The following is a 16,306-nucleotide window of genomic DNA, read 5'->3' as shown; positions in this document are numbered from 1 at the left end:
CTCGTGCGCGGGCGTGCGGTTGTCGTCGTCGCCGGGTGCCGTCCGGGCCTGCACCTTTCGATGTAGCGGGCTCCTCCGTGGACCGGAGCCGGGCGGGCCGCCGGGGATGGTGGGATGGGGGTGTGCTCGTACCGTCCCTCCCCCCGCGGCAACTGGACCGGCTGATCGCCCTGTGCGGGCTGCTCGGCGGTGCCGTGCTGATCGTGTTCAAGGTGTACGACCGGGCCGGCCGCCTGCCGCTGTGGGCGGTGGTGGCGCCGCTGCTGGTGATGGCGGGGCTGGAGCTGGTCCGGCGGACCAGGCCGGTGCTCGCGGTGTCGCTGGGCGGGCTTGCCTTCGCGGGGGGCATCCTCGCCGGCAGCCTGCTGGCGACGACGATCATGTACACCGACCTGCTGTACGCGGCGGTGCTCTACGGCACCCACCGGATGTCCCGGGTGCTGCACCTGACCGGTGGTTCCACGGTGCTGGGGCTCTCCGCCCTGGCGTGGTGGGCGTCCGGTACGGCGGCCGGGCTGCTGATCGTGGTGGTCAGCTCCCTGGTGTTCCTGGCGCCGGTGTGGACCGGCGACCTGGTGCGCAAGCACCGGGAGGTGGCGGAGGCCGAGCGGCTGCGGGCCGAACAGACCGCGCTGCTCTCGGAGATGGACCGGCGTGAGGCGGTCGGCGCCGAACGCGCCCGGATGGCAAGGGAGTTGCACGACGTGGTGGCCAACCACCTGTCGGCGATCGCGATCCACGCCACCGGCGCCCAGTCGGTCGCCCGGCGGCGGCGGTTGCCCGAGGACGATCCGCTGGTCGAGGTGCTGGCGGTGATCCGGGAGAACAGCGTCCAGGGATTGGCCGAAATGCGTCGCATGATCGGGCTGCTCCGGGACAGCGGCGGGGGAGAGGCCGACGAGTCGTACGCGGCGCCGGACCTCGCCGCGGTGGACGCCCTGCTGGACCACGCCCGGGCCGCCGGACAGGACGTCGGCCTGGACTTCGAGCTGACCGAGAGCGGCGAGCGTGGCGAACTGCCGGTGCCGGTCGGGCTGGCCGCCTACCGGATCGTGCAGGAGTCGCTGACCAACGCGCTCAAACACGCCGGGCCCGGACTGGTCGCGCTGCGGCTGGAGTTCGGCCCCGACGCGCTGCGGATCGCGGTCGACAGCCCGTACCGCGGCGGGCCGGGCCGCGAACTGCCCGGCGCCCGGGCCGGGCTGGTGGGCATGTCGGAGCGGGCGGGGCTGCTCGGCGGCAGTTTCGAGGCCGGGCCGCGGGACGGGTACTGGAGGGTGCGCGCGGTGCTGCCGCGCGGCCGGGAGAGCGAGGGACGGACATGACGATCCGGGTGCTGGTGGCCGAGGACCAGGCGGCGGTGCGGGCGGCGCTGGTGATGATCCTGCGCGCCGAGCCCGGGATCGAGGTGGTCGGGCAGGCCGCCGACGGGCAGGAGGCCGTCCGGCTGGCCCTGGAGCTGCGGCCCGACGTGGTGCTGATGGACGTGCAGATGCCCCGGCTGGACGGCGTCTCGGCGACCCGCCAGGTGGTCGAGGCCGGAGCCGCCCAGGTGCTGGTGCTGACCACCTTCGACCTGGACGAGTACGTCTACGGCGCGCTGCGGGCCGGCGCGGCCGGGTTCCTGCTCAAGGACCTGGAGGCGGACACCCTGGTCGAGGGCATCCGCACGGTGGCGCGCGGGGACGGCATGCTGGCGCCCTCGGTGACCAGGCGGCTGATCGGCACCTTCGCCCGCCCCGGGCGCCCGGTCGGACCGGAGGCCCGGACGGCGGTGACGGGCCTGACCGTGCGTGAACGGGAGGTGCTGGCCTGCCTCGGGGCCGGGATGTCCAACGGGGAGATCGCGGCCCGGCTGGAGATGGCGGAGGCGACCACCAAGACCCACGTCAGCCGGATCCTGGCGAAGCTGGGGCTGCGCAGCCGGGTGCAGGCGGCGATCCTGGCGCAGGACCTCGGTCTGACCATCTGACGACCATCCTGGTCGGGTGACCAGGTCGGTTGCAGATCACACTCCCGATTGCTATTGCACGGACGATTTGGGCATTAGAGTCCCGCGTGAGCGAGCGGAGCGAGCGAACGAATTGATCTGCGCGCTTCGCGAGAGCGACCGCCGAGCGCCAGCGAGGCGGCGGAATCGAGCACAGCGGCTCGTTGGCGGTGATCCCTGCCCTGAGCCGCCTTCAGGGCCCGCCCGCGAGGCGGCGACGGCATCGGGAGACCCAGCCATGAGCAATGCGTCCAGCAAGCAGATCGCCGTGATCGGTGCCGGCCTGATGGGCGCCGGCATCGCCCAGGTGTCGGCACAGGCCGGCCACCCGGTGGTGCTGCGGGACGTGACCGAGGAGGCGCTGCAGCGCGGCCTCGCCGGCATCCGCGCCTCGTACGAGAAGTTCGTCTCCAAGGGCAAGTTGAGCGCCGAGGACGCCGAGGCCGCGCTGGGCCGCATCACCACCACCACCGACCTGGGCGCCGTCGCCGAGGCCGACATCGTGGTCGAGGCCGTGTTCGAGAACCTGGACGTCAAGGAGAGCGTCTTCCGCGAGCTGGACAAGCTCGCCAAGGACGGCGCCGTCCTGGCCTCCAACACCTCCGCGATCCCGATCACCCGGATCGCCGCCGTCACCCAGCGGCCGGAGTCGGTCGTCGGCGTCCACTTCTTCTCGCCCGTCCCGATGATGAAGCTGGTCGAGCTGGTCCGCGGCTACAAGACCAGCGACGAGACCCTGGCCGCCGCCCGCGCCTACGCCGAGGGCGTCGGCAAGGACGTCGTGGTGGTCAACCGCGACGTGGCCGGCTTCATCACCACCCGCCTGATCACCGCGCTGGTCATCGAGGCCGCCAAGCTCTACGAGTCGGGCGTGGCCACCGCCGAGGACATCGACACCGCCTGCCGCCTCGGCTTCGGCCACGCGATGGGCCCGCTGCAGACCGCCGACCTGACCGGCGTCGACATCCTGCTGCACGCCGCCCGCAACATCTACACCGAGACCCAGGACGAGAAGTTCGCCGCCCCGGAGATCATGGCCCGCATGGTCACCGCCGGTGACCTCGGCCGCAAGAGCGGCCGCGGCTTCTACCCGTACGAGAGCAAGTGAGCCGACGGGGCTGAACGCCCTGGTGGGCCGTGCGATCGGGCATCGTACGGCCCGCTGCGCCGGGGCGGGTGAGCTTCCTCACGCCGGGTGCCGCAGACGGGTGATTTGGGCGGTAATCGAGCGTAGGTATGGGGAGTTCCTGCGTATATTCCCTCGGACGAGTGAAGTTGCTTCAGATCACGGCGGAAACCAGCAACCTGCGGCGCTGCTCCACCGTCAGATGAGGGAACCCGGTATTCCGCCCGGGGCCGGGCGCGAGCCGAGCCGTCACAGGCGCTCCGCCCGGGCAGTCCCACTCCGATCCGGGGGCCGTCCCGCCTCCCGACCCGTCGCGGCCGGGGCCGGACCCACCCCGCACCAGGCCACCCAGGCGAAGGAGGAGAGCATGCGCATCACCGGCGACCACACGGCGCTGGCCATCGAAGGCCGCCTCGACGTGCGCACCGCCGCCGACGCGCGGGCCCGGCTGCACCAGGCCGTGGACGGCGGCCTCGGCGACCTCGTGCTGGACCTCGGCCGGCTGGAGTTCTGGGACGCCACCGGCCTCGGGGTGATCATGGGCACCCACCGGCGGGCCGGCCGGATCGGCCGCCGGCTCGTGCTGCGCGCCGTCCCCGCGCAGCTCCAGCGGCTGCTGGTGGCCACCAAGCTGCACCGCATCCTCGCCGTCGACGGCGGGATCCCCGAGGTGCAGGTCTCCTAGGGCTTCTCCCTTCACCTTTCCCGCACCGGACCGCGCTGCACTCTCGGGCCCGGATGTGCGAGAGTCTGCCCGTCAGATGACGGCCGCCCGGGGCCGGCTGCCCACAGCCCGCCCGCGGCCGCGACCGAGACGTGTGCCGGCCGGCGCGGGGCGCCGGCGGCCGAACACGATGCGGAGCAGAACGTGGCACAGCCATCCGGGGAGTTCCGGCAGGAGGCCGCCCGCACCCGCGGCGGCGAACTGGTCTCCGGCGGCCTGCTGGTCGGCGTCGGCGCCCCGGACGGCTCCGAGGCCCGCCCCTGTCCGGAGGAGTGGCGGCCCCGCCCGCGCCGGATCGAACGCAGCGAGCCCGCCCGCGGCCCGGTCGGCGGCGTCGGCCGGGCGGTCGGCCCGCTCGCCCTCGGCGCCGGTCCCACCGACCTGCCGCTGCTCGACCGCGAGGCCGACATCGCCGAGCTGCTCGGCCTGCTCTCCGAGGGCCGATCGATACGCCTGGTCGGCCAGGCCGGCTCGGGCCGCAGCACCCTGCTGTCGGCCGTCGCCGAGGCCGCCGCCGACCTCGCCCCCGGCGGTGTCGTCCAGCTCTGCGGCCACCGCCGCACCTCCGCCGACCTGCTCCAGGACCTCTTCGCGGCCACCCACCACGCCCCCGGCTACCGGCCCGACCCGGGCCAGCTGGCCGCCCACCTCGCCGGGGTCCGCGCGGTCGTCGTGATCGACGAGGCCGAGCCGGTCGGCGCCGAGCTGGAGGAACTGCTCGCCGCCGCCCCCGGCTGCGCCTTCCTGATCTCGGTCGCCCCCGGTGGCCCGTCGCTGCCCGCCGACTCCCGGCTGCGGGACCACCTCGTCCCCGGGCTCTCCCGGCCCGCCTGCCTGGCCCTCACCGGCCGGCTCGCCGGGCGTCCGCTGGACGTCGCCGAGAAGGCCTGGGCGGTCGACCTCTGGTTCGAGTCCGAGGGCCTGCCGCTGCGCTTCGTCCAGGCCGCCGCGCTGCTGCGCCAGCGGGACGTCGCGGTGGACGCGCTGGTCGCCGCCGAGCAGGACCGGCTGGACGTCTTCGGCGCGGTCGAGGAGCCCGTCCACGACCCCGACCCGGCGGTCCGGGAGAACGCGCTGCGGCGCACCGTCCCGCTGCCCTCGGTCGCGGAGACCGCCTCGCCCGCCGTCCGGCTCGCGGAGGGGCTGAGCGAGGCCGCGCAGGCCGTGCTGCGGCTGGCCGTCGCGCTCGGCGGCGAGTGTCCCACCGCGCCGCACCTGCCCGCGCTGATCGACGTCGGCCAGGGCGAGAGCGCGCTGGCCGAACTCGCCGACGCCGGACTCGCGGTGTCCATCGGCGGGCACCACCGGCTGACCGCCGGGGCGCTCGAACTGCTCGTCCCGCACTGGCCGGCCCGCGGCAGCGTCGACGGCGCCGCCCAGCACTTCGCCTGGTGGGTCGGGCACAGCTCGGTGTCGCTGGCGCAGATCGCCGCCGAGGCCGAGGTGCTGATCGGGGTGCTGCTCGCGGACCGGACCGCCGGGCGACACGACGCGGTCGTCCGGCTGGCCCGGGCGGCGGCGCCCGCCCTGGCGCTGTCGCTGCGCTGGGGCGCCTGGGAGCGGGTGCTGCAACTCGGCCTGGAGGCGGCCCGGCGGACCGGCTCGACGGTCGACCAGGCCTGGTTCCACCACGAGGCGGGCGTGCTCGCGATCTGCCTCCAGCAGCCCTCCCGGGCGATCGCCGAACTGGAGACCGCGCTCACCCTGCGGGCCACCATCGGGGAGCAGCGCGGGGTCGCCTCCGCGCGCCGGATGCTCGACCTGCTGCGCGCCGACGGCCGTCAACTGCCCGCCGCGGCGGCCGCCGCGCCGAGTCGCGGGCCGGTGATCCGCAAGATCGCCGCCCGGGTGCCGGCCGGCCTGAAGGCCCGGGCCGGCAAGCGCCGCCGGGTGGTGGTGGCCTCCGCGGCGCTGCTCACCTTCGGGGTGCTCGGTACGGCGGTGGCGATGAGCCTCACCGGGCCGGAGGAGCCCAAGGGGAAGGAGCCGCACGGTCAGCTGGACCAGGTCGGCGAGAACGGCGACGCGCCGGCGCCGCTGCCGTCCGCGGACAACTCGCCGGGCCCGTCCGGTGCTCCCGGCACCGAGCCGGGCGCGCCGACGGGGACGGGGACCAGCCCGGAGCCCTCGGCGAGCGGCAGTGCCTCGCGCTCGCCGAGCGCCTCGCCGTCGAAGCGGCCCAGCGCCTCGCCGGGGGCGACCGGGTTGGACGCCCCGCAGGGGCAGTCGCAGCAGCCCGTCCCGGGGCAGCCGCAGCCGCCGGAGCCGCCGAAGCAGGGCGGTTCGGGCGGCGGCAGCGGCGGTGGGAACGGCGGGGGCAACGGCGGGGGAGGCACTCAGCCGGGCGGCGGTACCTCGTCGTCGCCGAGCCCGACAGCGACGACGACCGCCAAGCCGAGCCCGACGCCGAGTGCGACGGCCACGTCGACCGGCACGCCCGGCCCGACGCCGAGTCCGGCCTGACCGGTCAGAACAGCTTGAGCTTGTCGTCGTCGATGCCGCGCAGCTCGTCGTAGTCCAGCACCACGCAGCCGATGCCCCGGTCGGTGGCCAGGACGCGGGCCTGGGGCTTGATCTCCTGCGCGGCGAAGACGCCCTTGACCGGGGCCAGCAGCGGGTCCCGGTTGAGGAGTTCGAGGTAGCGGGTGAGCTGCTCGACGCCGTCGATCTCACCGCGGCGCTTGATCTCGACGGCGACGGTGGCACCGTCGCCGTCGCGGCAGAGGATGTCGACGGGGCCGATCGCGGTCGGGTACTCGCGGCGGATCAGCGACCAGCCGCTGCCGAGCACCTCCATCCGGTCCGCGAGCAGCTCCTGGAGGTGGGCCTCGACGCCGTCCTTGATCAGGCCGGGGTCCACCCCGAGTTCGTGGGAGGAGTCGTGCAGCACCTCCTCCAGCGTGATGATGAGCTTCTCGCCGGCCTTGTTCTCCACCGTCCAGACCCCGTCGGCCACCTTGAGGGCGCACGGCGGGGACATCCAGTTGAGCGGCTTGTAGGCGCGGTCGTCGGCGTGGATGCTGACGCTGCCGTCGGCCTTGACCAGGATCAGCCTGGTGGCGGAGGGCAGATGGGCGGAGAGCCGACCGGCATAGTCGACTGAGCAGCGGGCAATTACGAGACGCACGGTCGACCACGCTAGCCCACCGGGGCCAGTTGATGCGATTCCGCGAGGACCGGGTGAAGAAAGCGCGAACCCCGCGAACATGGAGGTTCGCGGTCCCGCCACCGCTCGCCGCGCTCTGGCGTACGCCCCCTCGGGTCGCTACGGTGTGTGACGGTACGGATGCGGGGTCGCTGTCAACGGGGATGGAGACTTCAGATGAACGATCCGACGGGATCAGGCCATTCTGGTGCACCACGGCGTATTTCCGGAGCAATCCGTAGGAACGACAGGCCTGCCCCGCCGTTGACTGCCACGCTGTTCTGACGCGGTCGGTGTTCAGGACGTCACGTCCAGTGGCGCCGCCGCCTTCGCAACAGGTACCGGAAACGCCCGTCCGACGGCGTTCCGGACACCACCTGCTGTTTCGCCCACCCTCCCTGTGAGCTTGGACTACGCATGACCACCCGGGCGCCGCGCGGGTGGACCGCGAGAGGAGAATCCATGTCGCTCGACGTCTCACCGGCCCTGCTGGAAAAGGCCGAGCGGGGCGAGGTCGACGAGCGGGAATTCGTCGACTGCGTCCGCGTCTCGCTGCCGTACGCCTGGGACCTGATCAGCTCGCTGGTCGCCCAGGCGAAGGTCGACGGCACCGACTTCGCCGACAACCAGGTGCCGCCGCCCAGCGAGCAGGCCCGTGGCCAGCTGCTGCGCGCCCTGGCCAGCGATGCCATCCGGGGCGCCCTGCAGCGCCACTTCGGCGTCCGGCTGGCGTTCCAGAACTGTCACCGGGTGGCGGTGTTCGTGCCGTCGGAGGCCAACGAGGCGCGGTACGACCGCTTCACCTCCGTCCGGGAGCAGCTGCTCAACCAGTCCGAGGAGCTGCGGGACTGCTGAACCGGCCGGAGCCGGCCGCCCCCGTCCTCCGGTGCGGGGGGAGGGGCGGCGGTCCGGGCCGGTGCGGTCAGCCCAGCTGCGGCAGCACCTCGGAGCCGAGCCTGGCGATGTTGTGCAGGGTCGCCTCGCGGTCGCCGCTGCCCTCCGCGAGCAGGGCGAAGCGGCGGATGCCGGTGCGCTCGGCGGTGGCCAGCAGCCGGTCGGCGCACTGCCTCGGGGTGCCCACCGCGTGCAGGTCGCAGAGCAGTTCGGTGTACTGGTGCGGGTCGCGCATCTTGCGCTCGCGGCCGTCCACGGTGCGGTGGGCGCCGAGCCCGTGCTCGAACCAGCCGGGCATCGCGTTCAGCAGGGTCGCCCGGGCGGTCGAGGCGCGGTCGTCCACCTGGGCCACGCCCGCCGCGACGTGCTGGCGGGTCACCCGGCGCAGCTGCTCCTCGCCGCGTCCGGCGGCCAGCCAGGCCGTGCGGTAGAGCTCCAGCATCCGCAGCTTGTCGTCGTCGCCGGAGTGCATGCCGAGCAGCATCGGCAGGCCGCGTTCGGCGGCCAGCCGCACCCCGCCCGGGGAGGTGCAGGCGACCACCACCGGCGGTCCGGCCACCGGCCGTCCGGCGCGGTTGCGTTCCTCGGCGAGGCCGTCGGCGTCCTGGCGCTGGCGCGGGAAGAGCACCGGGCCGGTGGGCTCGTCCAGGCCGAGCCAGCTGCCCAGACCCGGTCGGCGCGGCGACTCGGTGGCCTGCGGCACCACGGCCACCTCGGGGAAGGAGAACTGCGGCCCGTCCGCGCCCACCCGGGAGCCGCGCAGCCAGCGCAGCAGCAGGTCCAACCGCTCCGGGAAGCCGTTCTCGAAGGCGCCCACGCCGCTGCCGAACACGTCCAGGTCGATCCACGGCCCGCCGCGGCCCACCCCGAGCGTGAAGCGCCCGCCGGAGGTGAGGTGCAGCAGCGCGGCCTGCTCGCCGAGGGTCACCGGGTGGCTGGTGGAGAGCACACTGACCGCGGTGCCGATGCCGATCCGGCGGGTGCGGCCGAGCAGCAGTGCGGCCAGGGTCGCGGCGTTGGGGCAGACCCCGTACGGGACGAAGTGGTGCTCGGCCAGCCATACGCTGTCCAGGCCCGCACGTTCGGCCTCGACGGTGGCCCGGACGGTGCGCTCCAGCACCTCGCCGTGGCTCTGGCCGGGGAACTGCGCGGACAACAGGAACGCGCCGACCCGTACCGGTGCGGTGTCCGGCGGCAGTGCGCCGACACGTTGCACGGCGCCCAGCGGTTCGCCCGTGACGGCGAGCGGCGGCACGGAGGTGAGCGTCGGGCCGGGGGCGGGCGGGCGCACACCGATGGGTCGGCGGGTCTCGGCGCGCGGGCTGGTCTTGGTCATCCTGGGGGCCTCCTCGGGTGCACGCAGGGTCTGCGGGCCCCGCCTGTCCACTCGTGGGTATCCGATGTCATGTGCCAATGGCACGCGGAACCCAGAATTTCCCCGATGATCGGGTGGATCTCGGCAAAAAGCCCGGACGGTCGGCCGATGCCGTGATAGAGGCCAATAAAAGGGTTTGACACCCGTAGGCTGGAACGACTTCGAGCCCCCGGAAGAGAGGCAGTCCGCCGTGCCCCGCCGCAACCGGATCAAGAGCGCCGCCGACCGCGAGAACGCCGAGCCGGCCGCCGCCCCGCTCGGCGGTTCGCTGCGCCGCACCGAGAGCTACCAGGGTGACGACTGGGTGGTGCAGACGGTCGCCGGGACGTCGGGACGCTTCTACCGCTGCCCGGGCTGCGACCAGGAGATCCCGCCCCGGGTGGGCCACGTGGTGGCCTGGCCGGTGCACGGCGGCGGGGTGGACGACCGGCGGCACTGGCACCGGGCGTGCTGGGGAGCGCGGGAGCGCCGGGCCTCCAACGTGCTGCGAGGCCGCGGCGCTCCGCGGTACTGATCCGAACCGGTCCGGCTGATCCGGCTGATCCGGCTGGTCCGCTGCCGCTCGAAAGTCCGAACGCCCTTACGCGTCGCGGTTCTTGAGCACCAGCGCGCCGCCGGCCAGCGCGGCCAGCGTCCAGGCCAGGCAGATCGTGAAGCCCGCCCACGGCCCGTACGGCTGGCCGTTCTGCTCGTAGACCAGCAGCATCCGCGAGCCGGCGTAGTCGGGGAAGTAGTGGGCCAGGGTCTTGACCTTCGGCACCGCCGAGAGGATCGGCGAGAGCAGGAAGAAGAACGGCACCAGCACGCCCAGGGCGAGCGTCTGGTTGTGCAGCATGGCGGTGACGCCGGCCGAGAACAGGCAGAGCATCGTCAGGTAGAGCGCGGCGCCGAACACCGCGCGCAGCACGTTCGGCTCGCCCAGGGTGGTGGAGTGCGGGCCGAGCAGCGCCTGGCCGACGAAGAAGGTGACGAACGCGGTCACCAGCGAGACGGCCAGGGCGAGCGAGCCGAGCACCATCGCCTTGCCGGCCAGCAGGGTGCCGCGCTGGGGGACGGCGGCCAGGGTGACCCTGATCATGCCGCTGCTGTACTCGTTGCCGATCGCCAGCACCCCGAAGACGATGATGGCCAGCTCGCCGAGCATGATGCCGGAGAAGGCCGTGCCGGTGGCGTCGAACGGGGTCTGCTCGTGGCGTCTGAACTCGGTGAAGTTGTTGTTGGTGAGCAGGGACAGCAGCGCGCCGATGCCGACGGTGACCACGAAGGCCAGGGCGAGCGTCCAGACCGTGGAGCGGACGCTGCGGATCTTCGTCCACTCGGAGCGCAGGATCGCCGGGAAGGACGTCATCTCAGTTCTCCTCCTGCCGCGCCGCCGCGGCCGGCCGGCTGCCGTCCGCGTTCCAGCCCGCGCCCCACTCCCCGGGGGCGCCGGCGGCGTCCCGGCCGGGGCCGTCGCCCGCGTGGTACTCGACCGAGTCCGCCGTCATCTGCATGAACGCCTCCTCCAACGAGGCCTGTTGGGGGCTGAGTTCGTGCAGCACCACACCGTGAGCGGAGACCAGTTCGCCGAGCCGGGCGATGTCGCCGTCGACCACCTCGTAGGAGCCGTCGGGGCCCGGTTCGTGCCGAAGCCCGGCCCCGGCCAGGACGTCGAGCAGGCGCTCGGGCTGGGGGGTGCGCAGCCGGACGGCGGAGCGGGAGTTGCGCCGGATGAACTCCGGCATCGGCAGGTCGGCGAGCAGCCGGCCCTTGCCGATGACCACCAGGTGGTCGGCGGTGACGGCCATCTCGCTCATCAGGTGGGAGGAGACGAAGACCGTCCGGCCCTCGCCGGCCAGGCGCTTCATCAGGTTGCGGATCCAGAGGATGCCCTCCGGGTCGAGGCCGTTGACCGGTTCGTCGAACATGACGATCTCCGGGTCGCCGAGCAGGGCGGAGGCGATGCCCAGGCGCTGGCCCATGCCGAGGGAGAAGCCGCGGGCGCGCTTGCGGGCGACCGGGGTGAGGCCGACCAGGGCGAGTACCTCGTCCACCCGCCTGGTCGGGATCCGGTTGCTCTGGGCGAGCCAGAGCAGGTGGTCGCGGGCGGTGCGGCCGGGGTGGACGGCCTTGGCCTCCAGCAGGGCGCCGATGTACTTGAGCGGCTCGCTGAGCTGCCCGTAGCGCCTGCCGTCGATGGTGACCCGGCCGCCGGTGGGGCGGTCCAGGTCGAGGATCATGCGCATGGTGGTGGACTTGCCCGCGCCGTTGGGGCCGAGGAAGCCGGTGACCACGCCCTGGGGGACGGTGAAGCTGAGCCGGTCCACCGCGAGCGTCTTGCCGTAACGTTTTGTCAGGTCGTGCAACTCGATCATTGGCGCTCCCTTACTCTCTGTCAGGCTAGGACAAAGCGGATGCCGGGGCCCGTCGGGTGGGCCCGCTGAGTGGGCTCACCCCGTCCACCCGAATACGGTGGCTGCATGAGTCAGCTCCCTTCCGCAGTGTCCGTCCGCGAGAGCGGTACCGGAACACCCCTCGTGCTGCTGCACGCCTTCCCGTTGAACTCCTCGATGTGGTCCGCCCAGCTGGACGCGCTGCCCGGACTCACCGGGGACGAGGTCCGGGTGCTCGCCCCCGACCAGCGGGGTTTCGGCGGCACCGAGCTGGGCGCCGACGAACCCTCGCTGGACCTCGTCGCCGACGACCTGGCGCTGCTGCTGGACGCGGCCGGGATCGACCGCGCGGTGGTCGGCGGCCTCTCCATGGGCGGCTACGTGGCGCTCGCCTTCGCCCGCCGCCACCCGGACCGGCTGTCCGGCCTGCTGCTGGCCAACACCCGCGCCACCGCGGACACCGACGCCGCCCGGGCGAACCGGGAGCGGATCGCCGCCGCCGTCACCGCCCGGGGCAGCGTCCAGCTGCTGCTGGACGAGCAGGTCGCGGCCGGGCAGCTCGGCCCCGACTCGCAGCACCTGGTGGAGCGGGTGCAGGCGATGGTGGCCGCCGCGCCGCCGGCCTCCGTCGCCTGGGCCCAGCGGGCCATGGCGGCCCGTCCGGACTCCCTGGACGTACTGGCCGGGCTCCGGGTGCCGGTCGCGCTCCTCGCGGGCGCCCTGGACGCCCTGGTGGCGCCGGAGGAGGCCGAACTGATGCTCCGGGCCCGCCCGGACGCCGAGCTGACCGTCGTCCCCGGCGTGGGCCACCTGAGCGCCCTGGAGTCCCCGGGGGCGTTCGACGCCGCCGTCCGCCGTCTGCTCGCCCGGGTGGCCGCCGGATGAGCCCGGACCCGGCGGGCTGGGACTTCTCCGCGCTGGAGGTCACCGGCCGGATGCCGGTGACCAACCGCGGCGAGGGGCTGGTGGAGCTGACCCTGGAGCCGCTCGGCGAGGACTACTGGATGCGCCCGGGCGAGACCTTCATCGTCACCTCGTACGGCGACTACGGGTCCGGACACCCCTTCGAGGTGCAGTACTGGCCCGACTCGGTGTCGGTCTGGTGCACGTCCTGGTACGGCACCGTGTCGGACGACGAGGGCAACCAGCTCAGCAGCGGGCACCAGCGGCCCGACGGGGCCTACCCCCGGTGAAAGAGGGCCCGGAGTGGTGACACGCGGACGTGCGACAGGCCCTCACCCGGGCGGGTGAGGGCCTGTCGCGGGACCGCGTCGGCGGCTGCGTCAGCGCGACTGCTGGGCCGGCACGCCCATGGTGTCGTCGTTCGGCAGCGAGGCGGCGGCCACGGCCGCGCCGGTCAGCGTCGCCAGCATCTCGCGGACGTTGGTCAGCTGGGCGTTGATGCTGTCGCGGCGGTTGGTCAGCGCCGCCAGCTCGCGCTCGGATTCGCTGCGGATGCGGTCCGCCTTGGCGTTGGCGTCCGCCACGATGTCCTCGGACTGGCGCTGGGCCGTCTCGACGGTCTGGCGGGCCCGGCGCTCGGCGTCGGTGCGCAGCTTCTCGGCCTCCAGGCGCAGCTGCTCGGCCCGGTGCTCGATCTCGGCGAGGCGCTTCTCGGCCTTGGCCTGACGGGCGGCCAGGTCGCGCTCGGACTGCTCGCGGCGCTTGGCCAGGTTCGTCTCGAACTCCAGCGCGGCCTGGGCGGCCTTGGTGCGGGTCTCCTCGAAGAGGGCGTCCGCCTCCTCGCGCTTGTTCTGGGCGTCCTTGTTGGCCTCGGCACGCAGCTGGGCGGAGTCGCTCTTCGCCTTGTCGACGATCCGCAGACCCTCGTCCTCCGCCTTGGCCTTGCGGTCCTTGGCGTAGTTCTCGGCCTCGGTGCGGACCTGCTGGGCGGCGGCCTCGGCCAGCTCGCGGTGCTGCTCGGAGGCGCGGTGCGCCTCGTCGCGCAGGTCCTTGGCCTCCTCCTCGGCGAGCCGCAGGATCTTCTCGACCCGGGCGCCGAGACCGGCGTAGGAGGGCTCCTGCTCGGCCACCGCCGCCTGGGCGGTCTGGGTTTCGAGGTGGAGCTCCTCGATGCGCTTCTCCAGCGCACTGATCCGGGTCAGTGCGCTGTCACGGTCGGCCACCAGCTTGGTGATCCGCTCGTCGACCTGGGCGCGCTCGTACCCACGGCGTACCAGGTCGAAGCCGTGAGGGGAGTGACTGTCGCTCATGGGACTCTGGGCTTCCTGTCGTCAAACCGCTGAGGTGGTTGAGGGAATCCTGACACGGTACCGGAGTGTCGACGGCGAAATGCCGTTGTCTCACGGACAATGACCGCCAATGTCCGCTCAATCGGGTGGTGCGCTCTTGGAGCGATTGCCACCCGACCGGGGCGAGCCGACTCCGGCGCCGGCCTTGGCGCCCCCGTCCTTCTTGGTGTTGCTTCCCCCGTTGCCCTGGGCGACCGGTGACGGTGCCTCGAACGCCTCCAGCGCCGACAGCACGTCCTGGACCCTGGAGATCTCGGTGTTGATGTCCTTGCGGCGGCGCACCAGTTCGTCCAGCTCGCGCCGGCCCTCCTCGGTGACCCGCTCCGCCTCCGCCTTCGCCTCGGCGATCAGCCGCTCGGCCTCCGCCTTCGCCAGCTCGATCTGCTCGTCCGCGGTGCGGTCTGCGTCGCGCAGCCGCTTCTCCGCCTCGGCGGCCGCGCTGTCGAGCCGCTCCTCGGCCTCCGCCTCCGCCGAGCGCAGCTTCGCCTCGGACTTCTCGATCAGCGACTCGGCCCGGTCGGTGGAGTTGGCGAGCTTGGTCTCCGCCTCCTTGAGCAGGCCCTCGGCCTTGCGGACGGCGGACAGCCGGACCTTGCTGGCCTCCGCGGAGGCCTCCGAGGTGAGCTCGGCGGCCCGGTCCTCGGCGGCCGCGACCAGGGCGGCGGCGCGGTCCTCGGCCTCGGCGACGGTGGCCACCGCCTGCTCCTCGGCCTCGGTCAGCTGCTCCTGGGCGGCCGTCACCAGCGCGTCCACCCGCTCGCCGGCCGACTTCATGGCCGCCGCGTTCTCCTTGCGGGCCCGCTCGTGCAGCGCCTCCACCTCGGCGTCGGTGCGCTCGCGCAGCTCCTCGGCGCGCTCGCGGATCGCGGTGGCGTCCCGGCGGGCCTCGGCGAGCAGGGTGTCGGCGTCGGAGCGGCCCTTCTCGACCTCGGCCTGACCTGCGGCCTCGCCGGCCGCGACCAGCCGGTCGGCCTCCTTGCGGGCGGCGGCGACCATCGCGTCCGCCTGCTCCTCGGCGGCGGCGGTGGTGGCCAGCGCGGTGGTCTGGGCGTCCTCGCCGAGCGACTCGGCGTCGGCGAAGGCCTTCTCCAGGACGGACTTGGCCCGCTCGCGGGTGGCCTTGTCGAACTGCTCGGCGGCCTCCCGGGTCTCCGCGTCGTAGGCGTCGGCGCGGGCGCGGGTGGCGGTGTCGTACTCGTCGGCCAGGGTGCGGGTGGCGAGCGCGTACTCCTCGGCCTCGGCGCGCAGCCCGGCGGCCAGCTCCTCGGCGTCGGCGATCGTCCGCAGGCCCAGGGCGTCGGCGTCGGCGACGGTACGGGCGGCCTGCGCCGCGGCGTCCGCGCGCAGCTGCTCGGCGGCCTCCTGGGCGGCCCGCAACTCGGCCTCGGCCTCGGCGCGCAGCTGCTCGTCGTAGGCCTGGGCCTCGGCCCGTTGGTGGCCGAGCTCGGCCTCGACGGCCTCGCGCTCGGCGGTGAGCTCCCGCTCGGTCCGCTCGCGCAGGGCGGTGGTCTCGGCCTCGGTCCGGGCGCGCAGCTCGGCGGCGTACCGGTCGGCGGCCTCGCGCTGCTCGGCGGTCTCGCGCTCGGCCAGGTCGCGCTGCTCGGCGGTCTCCCGGTCGGCCAGCTCGCGCACCTCGGCCGCGTACCGGTCGGCGGCCTCGCGCTGCTCGGCGGTCTCCCGGTCGGCCGACTCGCGCACCTCGGCGGCGTCCAGCTCGGCGCGCTCGCGGGTGTCCGCGGCGTCCTGCTCCGCGGTGGCCCGCAGCGCGGCGATCTGCTCGGCGGCGGCCTCGTGCAGGCCGGCCACCGACTGGCGGACCTCGGCGGCCTCCTCGTCGGCGGCGGCGACCAGCTCGGCGCCCTCGGCCCGGGCGGCGGCCAGCAGGTCCTCGCCGTCGGCGCGCGCCTGCTCCAGCTCGGCGGCGGCCTCGGCGCGGATGCCGTCGGCGGTGGCGCGGGCCTCGGACAGCTCCCGGCCGGCCTCCGCCCGGACGGTCTCGGCCTGCTCGTTGGCCAGCGCCAGTTCGGCGGCGGCCTTCTCGCGGGTGGCCTTGGCGTCCTGGGCGGCCTCGGCCCGGCGCTGCTCGGCGGCGGCCTCGGCCTGCTCCAGCAGCTCGTCGGCCTCGGCGCGGTGGTCGGCGGCGTACTGCTCGACTTCGGTGCGCAGTTCGGCGGCGTACTGCTCGACCTCGGTGCGCAGCTCGGTGGCGTGCTGTTCGGCTTCGGTGCGGACGCGGTCGGCGTGGGCCTCTGCGGCCTCGCGCTGCTGGGTGGTCTCCCGCAGGGCGAGGGCGCGCAGCTCGGCCGCGGCCTGCTCGGCCTCGGCGCGCTGCTCGGCGGCGTACTGCTCGACCTCGGTGCGCAGCTCGGTGGCGTGCTGTTCGGCTTCGGTGCGGACGCGGTCGGCGTGGGCCTCTGCGGCCTCGCGC

General features: G+C 74.0%; 15 protein-coding genes. 9 read left to right on the top strand and 6 right to left on the bottom strand.

The annotated features are described in order from the left end of the window. Positions 1-122: 122 nt before the first annotated feature. From ABTY61_RS09465 to ABTY61_RS09445, 5 genes are all read left to right on the top strand, one after another. The gene (locus ABTY61_RS09465; RefSeq protein WP_350504368.1) at positions 123-1,325 is read left to right on the top strand and encodes a sensor histidine kinase; all 1,203 of its coding nucleotides are present in this window, start codon (positions 123-125) and stop codon (positions 1,323-1,325) included. Further along, complete coding sequence (locus ABTY61_RS09460) at positions 1,322-1,972, top strand: response regulator (protein WP_350504367.1); 651 nt, start codon at positions 1,322-1,324, stop codon at positions 1,970-1,972. Before ABTY61_RS09465 ends, ABTY61_RS09460 begins: the two co-directional genes overlap by 4 nt. Positions 1,973-2,228: 256 nt before the next feature. Next, the gene (locus ABTY61_RS09455; protein ID WP_350504366.1) at positions 2,229-3,098 is read left to right on the top strand and encodes a 3-hydroxyacyl-CoA dehydrogenase family protein; all 870 of its coding nucleotides are present in this window, start codon (positions 2,229-2,231) and stop codon (positions 3,096-3,098) included. 385 nt (positions 3,099-3,483) lie between these two features. After that, a complete protein-coding gene (locus ABTY61_RS09450; protein WP_350504365.1) occupies positions 3,484-3,801 on the top strand; it encodes an STAS domain-containing protein in 318 nt (105 codons plus the stop codon). A gap of 183 nt (positions 3,802-3,984) precedes the next feature. After that, complete coding sequence (locus ABTY61_RS09445; protein ID WP_350504364.1) at positions 3,985-6,303, top strand: AAA family ATPase; 2,319 nt, start codon at positions 3,985-3,987, stop codon at positions 6,301-6,303. A gap of 4 nt (positions 6,304-6,307) precedes the next feature. On the opposite strand, the gene nucS is transcribed toward ABTY61_RS09445, so the two are convergent. Then, on the bottom strand, positions 6,308-6,967 hold the full coding sequence (gene nucS / locus ABTY61_RS09440; RefSeq protein ID WP_350504363.1) for an endonuclease NucS: 660 nt from the start codon (positions 6,965-6,967) through the stop codon (positions 6,308-6,310). A gap of 480 nt (positions 6,968-7,447) precedes the next feature. Here nucS and ABTY61_RS09435 point away from each other — a divergent pair, with 480 nt between their 5' ends. Next, entirely contained in the window at positions 7,448-7,840 is a 393-nt protein-coding gene (locus ABTY61_RS09435) for an SCO5389 family protein (RefSeq protein ID WP_350504362.1), read from the top strand. Positions 7,841-7,907: 67 nt separating this feature from the next. Here the strand turns inward: ABTY61_RS09435 and ABTY61_RS09430 are convergent, their stop codons facing one another. Further along, positions 7,908-9,215: an LLM class flavin-dependent oxidoreductase gene (locus ABTY61_RS09430; protein ID WP_350504361.1), complete on the bottom strand. Its 1,308-nt coding sequence runs from the start codon at positions 9,213-9,215 to the stop codon at positions 7,908-7,910. A 229-nt stretch (positions 9,216-9,444) separates the two neighbouring features. Between ABTY61_RS09430 and ABTY61_RS09425 the strand changes: the two genes are divergently transcribed. Continuing rightward, positions 9,445-9,768 carry an Rv1322 family protein gene (locus ABTY61_RS09425; protein WP_350504360.1) on the top strand — a complete coding sequence of 108 codons (324 nt, stop codon included), beginning with the start codon at positions 9,445-9,447 and terminating at the stop codon, positions 9,766-9,768. A gap of 66 nt (positions 9,769-9,834) precedes the next feature. On the opposite strand, the gene ABTY61_RS09420 is transcribed toward ABTY61_RS09425, so the two are convergent. Together ABTY61_RS09420 and ABTY61_RS09415 are read right to left on the bottom strand one after the other, a co-directional pair. Then, positions 9,835-10,602 (bottom strand): ABC transporter permease, encoded by a 768-nt coding sequence (locus ABTY61_RS09420; RefSeq protein WP_350504359.1) that lies wholly within the window; start codon positions 10,600-10,602, stop codon positions 9,835-9,837. Between the two features lies 1 nt (position 10,603). Then, positions 10,604-11,608 (bottom strand): ABC transporter ATP-binding protein, encoded by a 1,005-nt coding sequence (locus ABTY61_RS09415; RefSeq protein ID WP_350504358.1) that lies wholly within the window; start codon positions 11,606-11,608, stop codon positions 10,604-10,606. 105 nt (positions 11,609-11,713) lie between these two features. On the opposite strand from ABTY61_RS09415, the gene ABTY61_RS09410 reads away from it, so the two are divergent. Beyond that, positions 11,714-12,511, top strand: coding sequence for an alpha/beta fold hydrolase (locus ABTY61_RS09410; RefSeq protein ID WP_350504357.1), 798 nt, complete (start codon positions 11,714-11,716; stop codon positions 12,509-12,511). After that, positions 12,508-12,819 carry a hypothetical protein gene (locus ABTY61_RS09405; RefSeq protein ID WP_350504356.1) on the top strand — a complete coding sequence of 104 codons (312 nt, stop codon included), beginning with the start codon at positions 12,508-12,510 and terminating at the stop codon, positions 12,817-12,819. The genes ABTY61_RS09410 and ABTY61_RS09405 overlap by 4 nt, the downstream gene beginning before the upstream one ends. A 90-nt stretch (positions 12,820-12,909) precedes the next feature. Here ABTY61_RS09405 and ABTY61_RS09400 read toward each other — a convergent pair whose 3' ends face one another. Together ABTY61_RS09400 and ABTY61_RS09395 are read right to left on the bottom strand one after the other, a co-directional pair. After that, on the bottom strand, positions 12,910-13,839 hold the full coding sequence (locus ABTY61_RS09400; RefSeq protein ID WP_188306039.1) for a coiled-coil domain-containing protein: 930 nt from the start codon (positions 13,837-13,839) through the stop codon (positions 12,910-12,912). A 117-nt stretch (positions 13,840-13,956) separates the two neighbouring features. Then, positions 13,957-16,306: polarized growth protein Scy-related protein (locus tag ABTY61_RS09395; RefSeq protein ID WP_502895254.1), on the bottom strand; the 2,350-nt coding region annotated here is incomplete at its 5' end.

The organism is Kitasatospora sp. NPDC096128 (genome assembly GCF_040303105.1).
Lineage (GTDB): Bacteria > Actinomycetota > Actinomycetes > Streptomycetales > Streptomycetaceae > Kitasatospora.
The sequence above is the reverse complement of the archived record's forward strand: the minus strand, read 5'-3'. Positions and strand labels throughout refer to the sequence as shown.

Excerpts from the sequence above, each read along its gene's own strand:
- ABTY61_RS09460 (WP_350504367.1), top strand. The coding sequence starts at position 1,322 with ATGACGATCCGGGTGCTGGTGGCCGAGGACCAGGCGGCGGTGCGGGCG.
- ABTY61_RS09455 (WP_350504366.1), top strand. The coding sequence starts at position 2,229 with ATGAGCAATGCGTCCAGCAAGCAGATCGCCGTGATCGGTGCCGGCCTG.
- ABTY61_RS09450 (WP_350504365.1), top strand. The coding sequence starts at position 3,484 with ATGCGCATCACCGGCGACCACACGGCGCTGGCCATCGAAGGCCGCCTC.
- ABTY61_RS09435 (WP_350504362.1), top strand. The coding sequence starts at position 7,448 with ATGTCGCTCGACGTCTCACCGGCCCTGCTGGAAAAGGCCGAGCGGGGC.
- ABTY61_RS09430 (WP_350504361.1), bottom strand. The coding sequence starts at position 9,215 with ATGACCAAGACCAGCCCGCGCGCCGAGACCCGCCGACCCATCGGTGTG.
- ABTY61_RS09420 (WP_350504359.1), bottom strand. The coding sequence starts at position 10,602 with ATGACGTCCTTCCCGGCGATCCTGCGCTCCGAGTGGACGAAGATCCGC.
- ABTY61_RS09415 (WP_350504358.1), bottom strand. The coding sequence starts at position 11,608 with ATGATCGAGTTGCACGACCTGACAAAACGTTACGGCAAGACGCTCGCG.
- ABTY61_RS09410 (WP_350504357.1), top strand. The coding sequence starts at position 11,714 with ATGAGTCAGCTCCCTTCCGCAGTGTCCGTCCGCGAGAGCGGTACCGGA.
- ABTY61_RS09405 (WP_350504356.1), top strand. The coding sequence starts at position 12,508 with ATGAGCCCGGACCCGGCGGGCTGGGACTTCTCCGCGCTGGAGGTCACC.
- ABTY61_RS09400 (WP_188306039.1), bottom strand. The coding sequence starts at position 13,839 with ATGAGCGACAGTCACTCCCCTCACGGCTTCGACCTGGTACGCCGTGGG.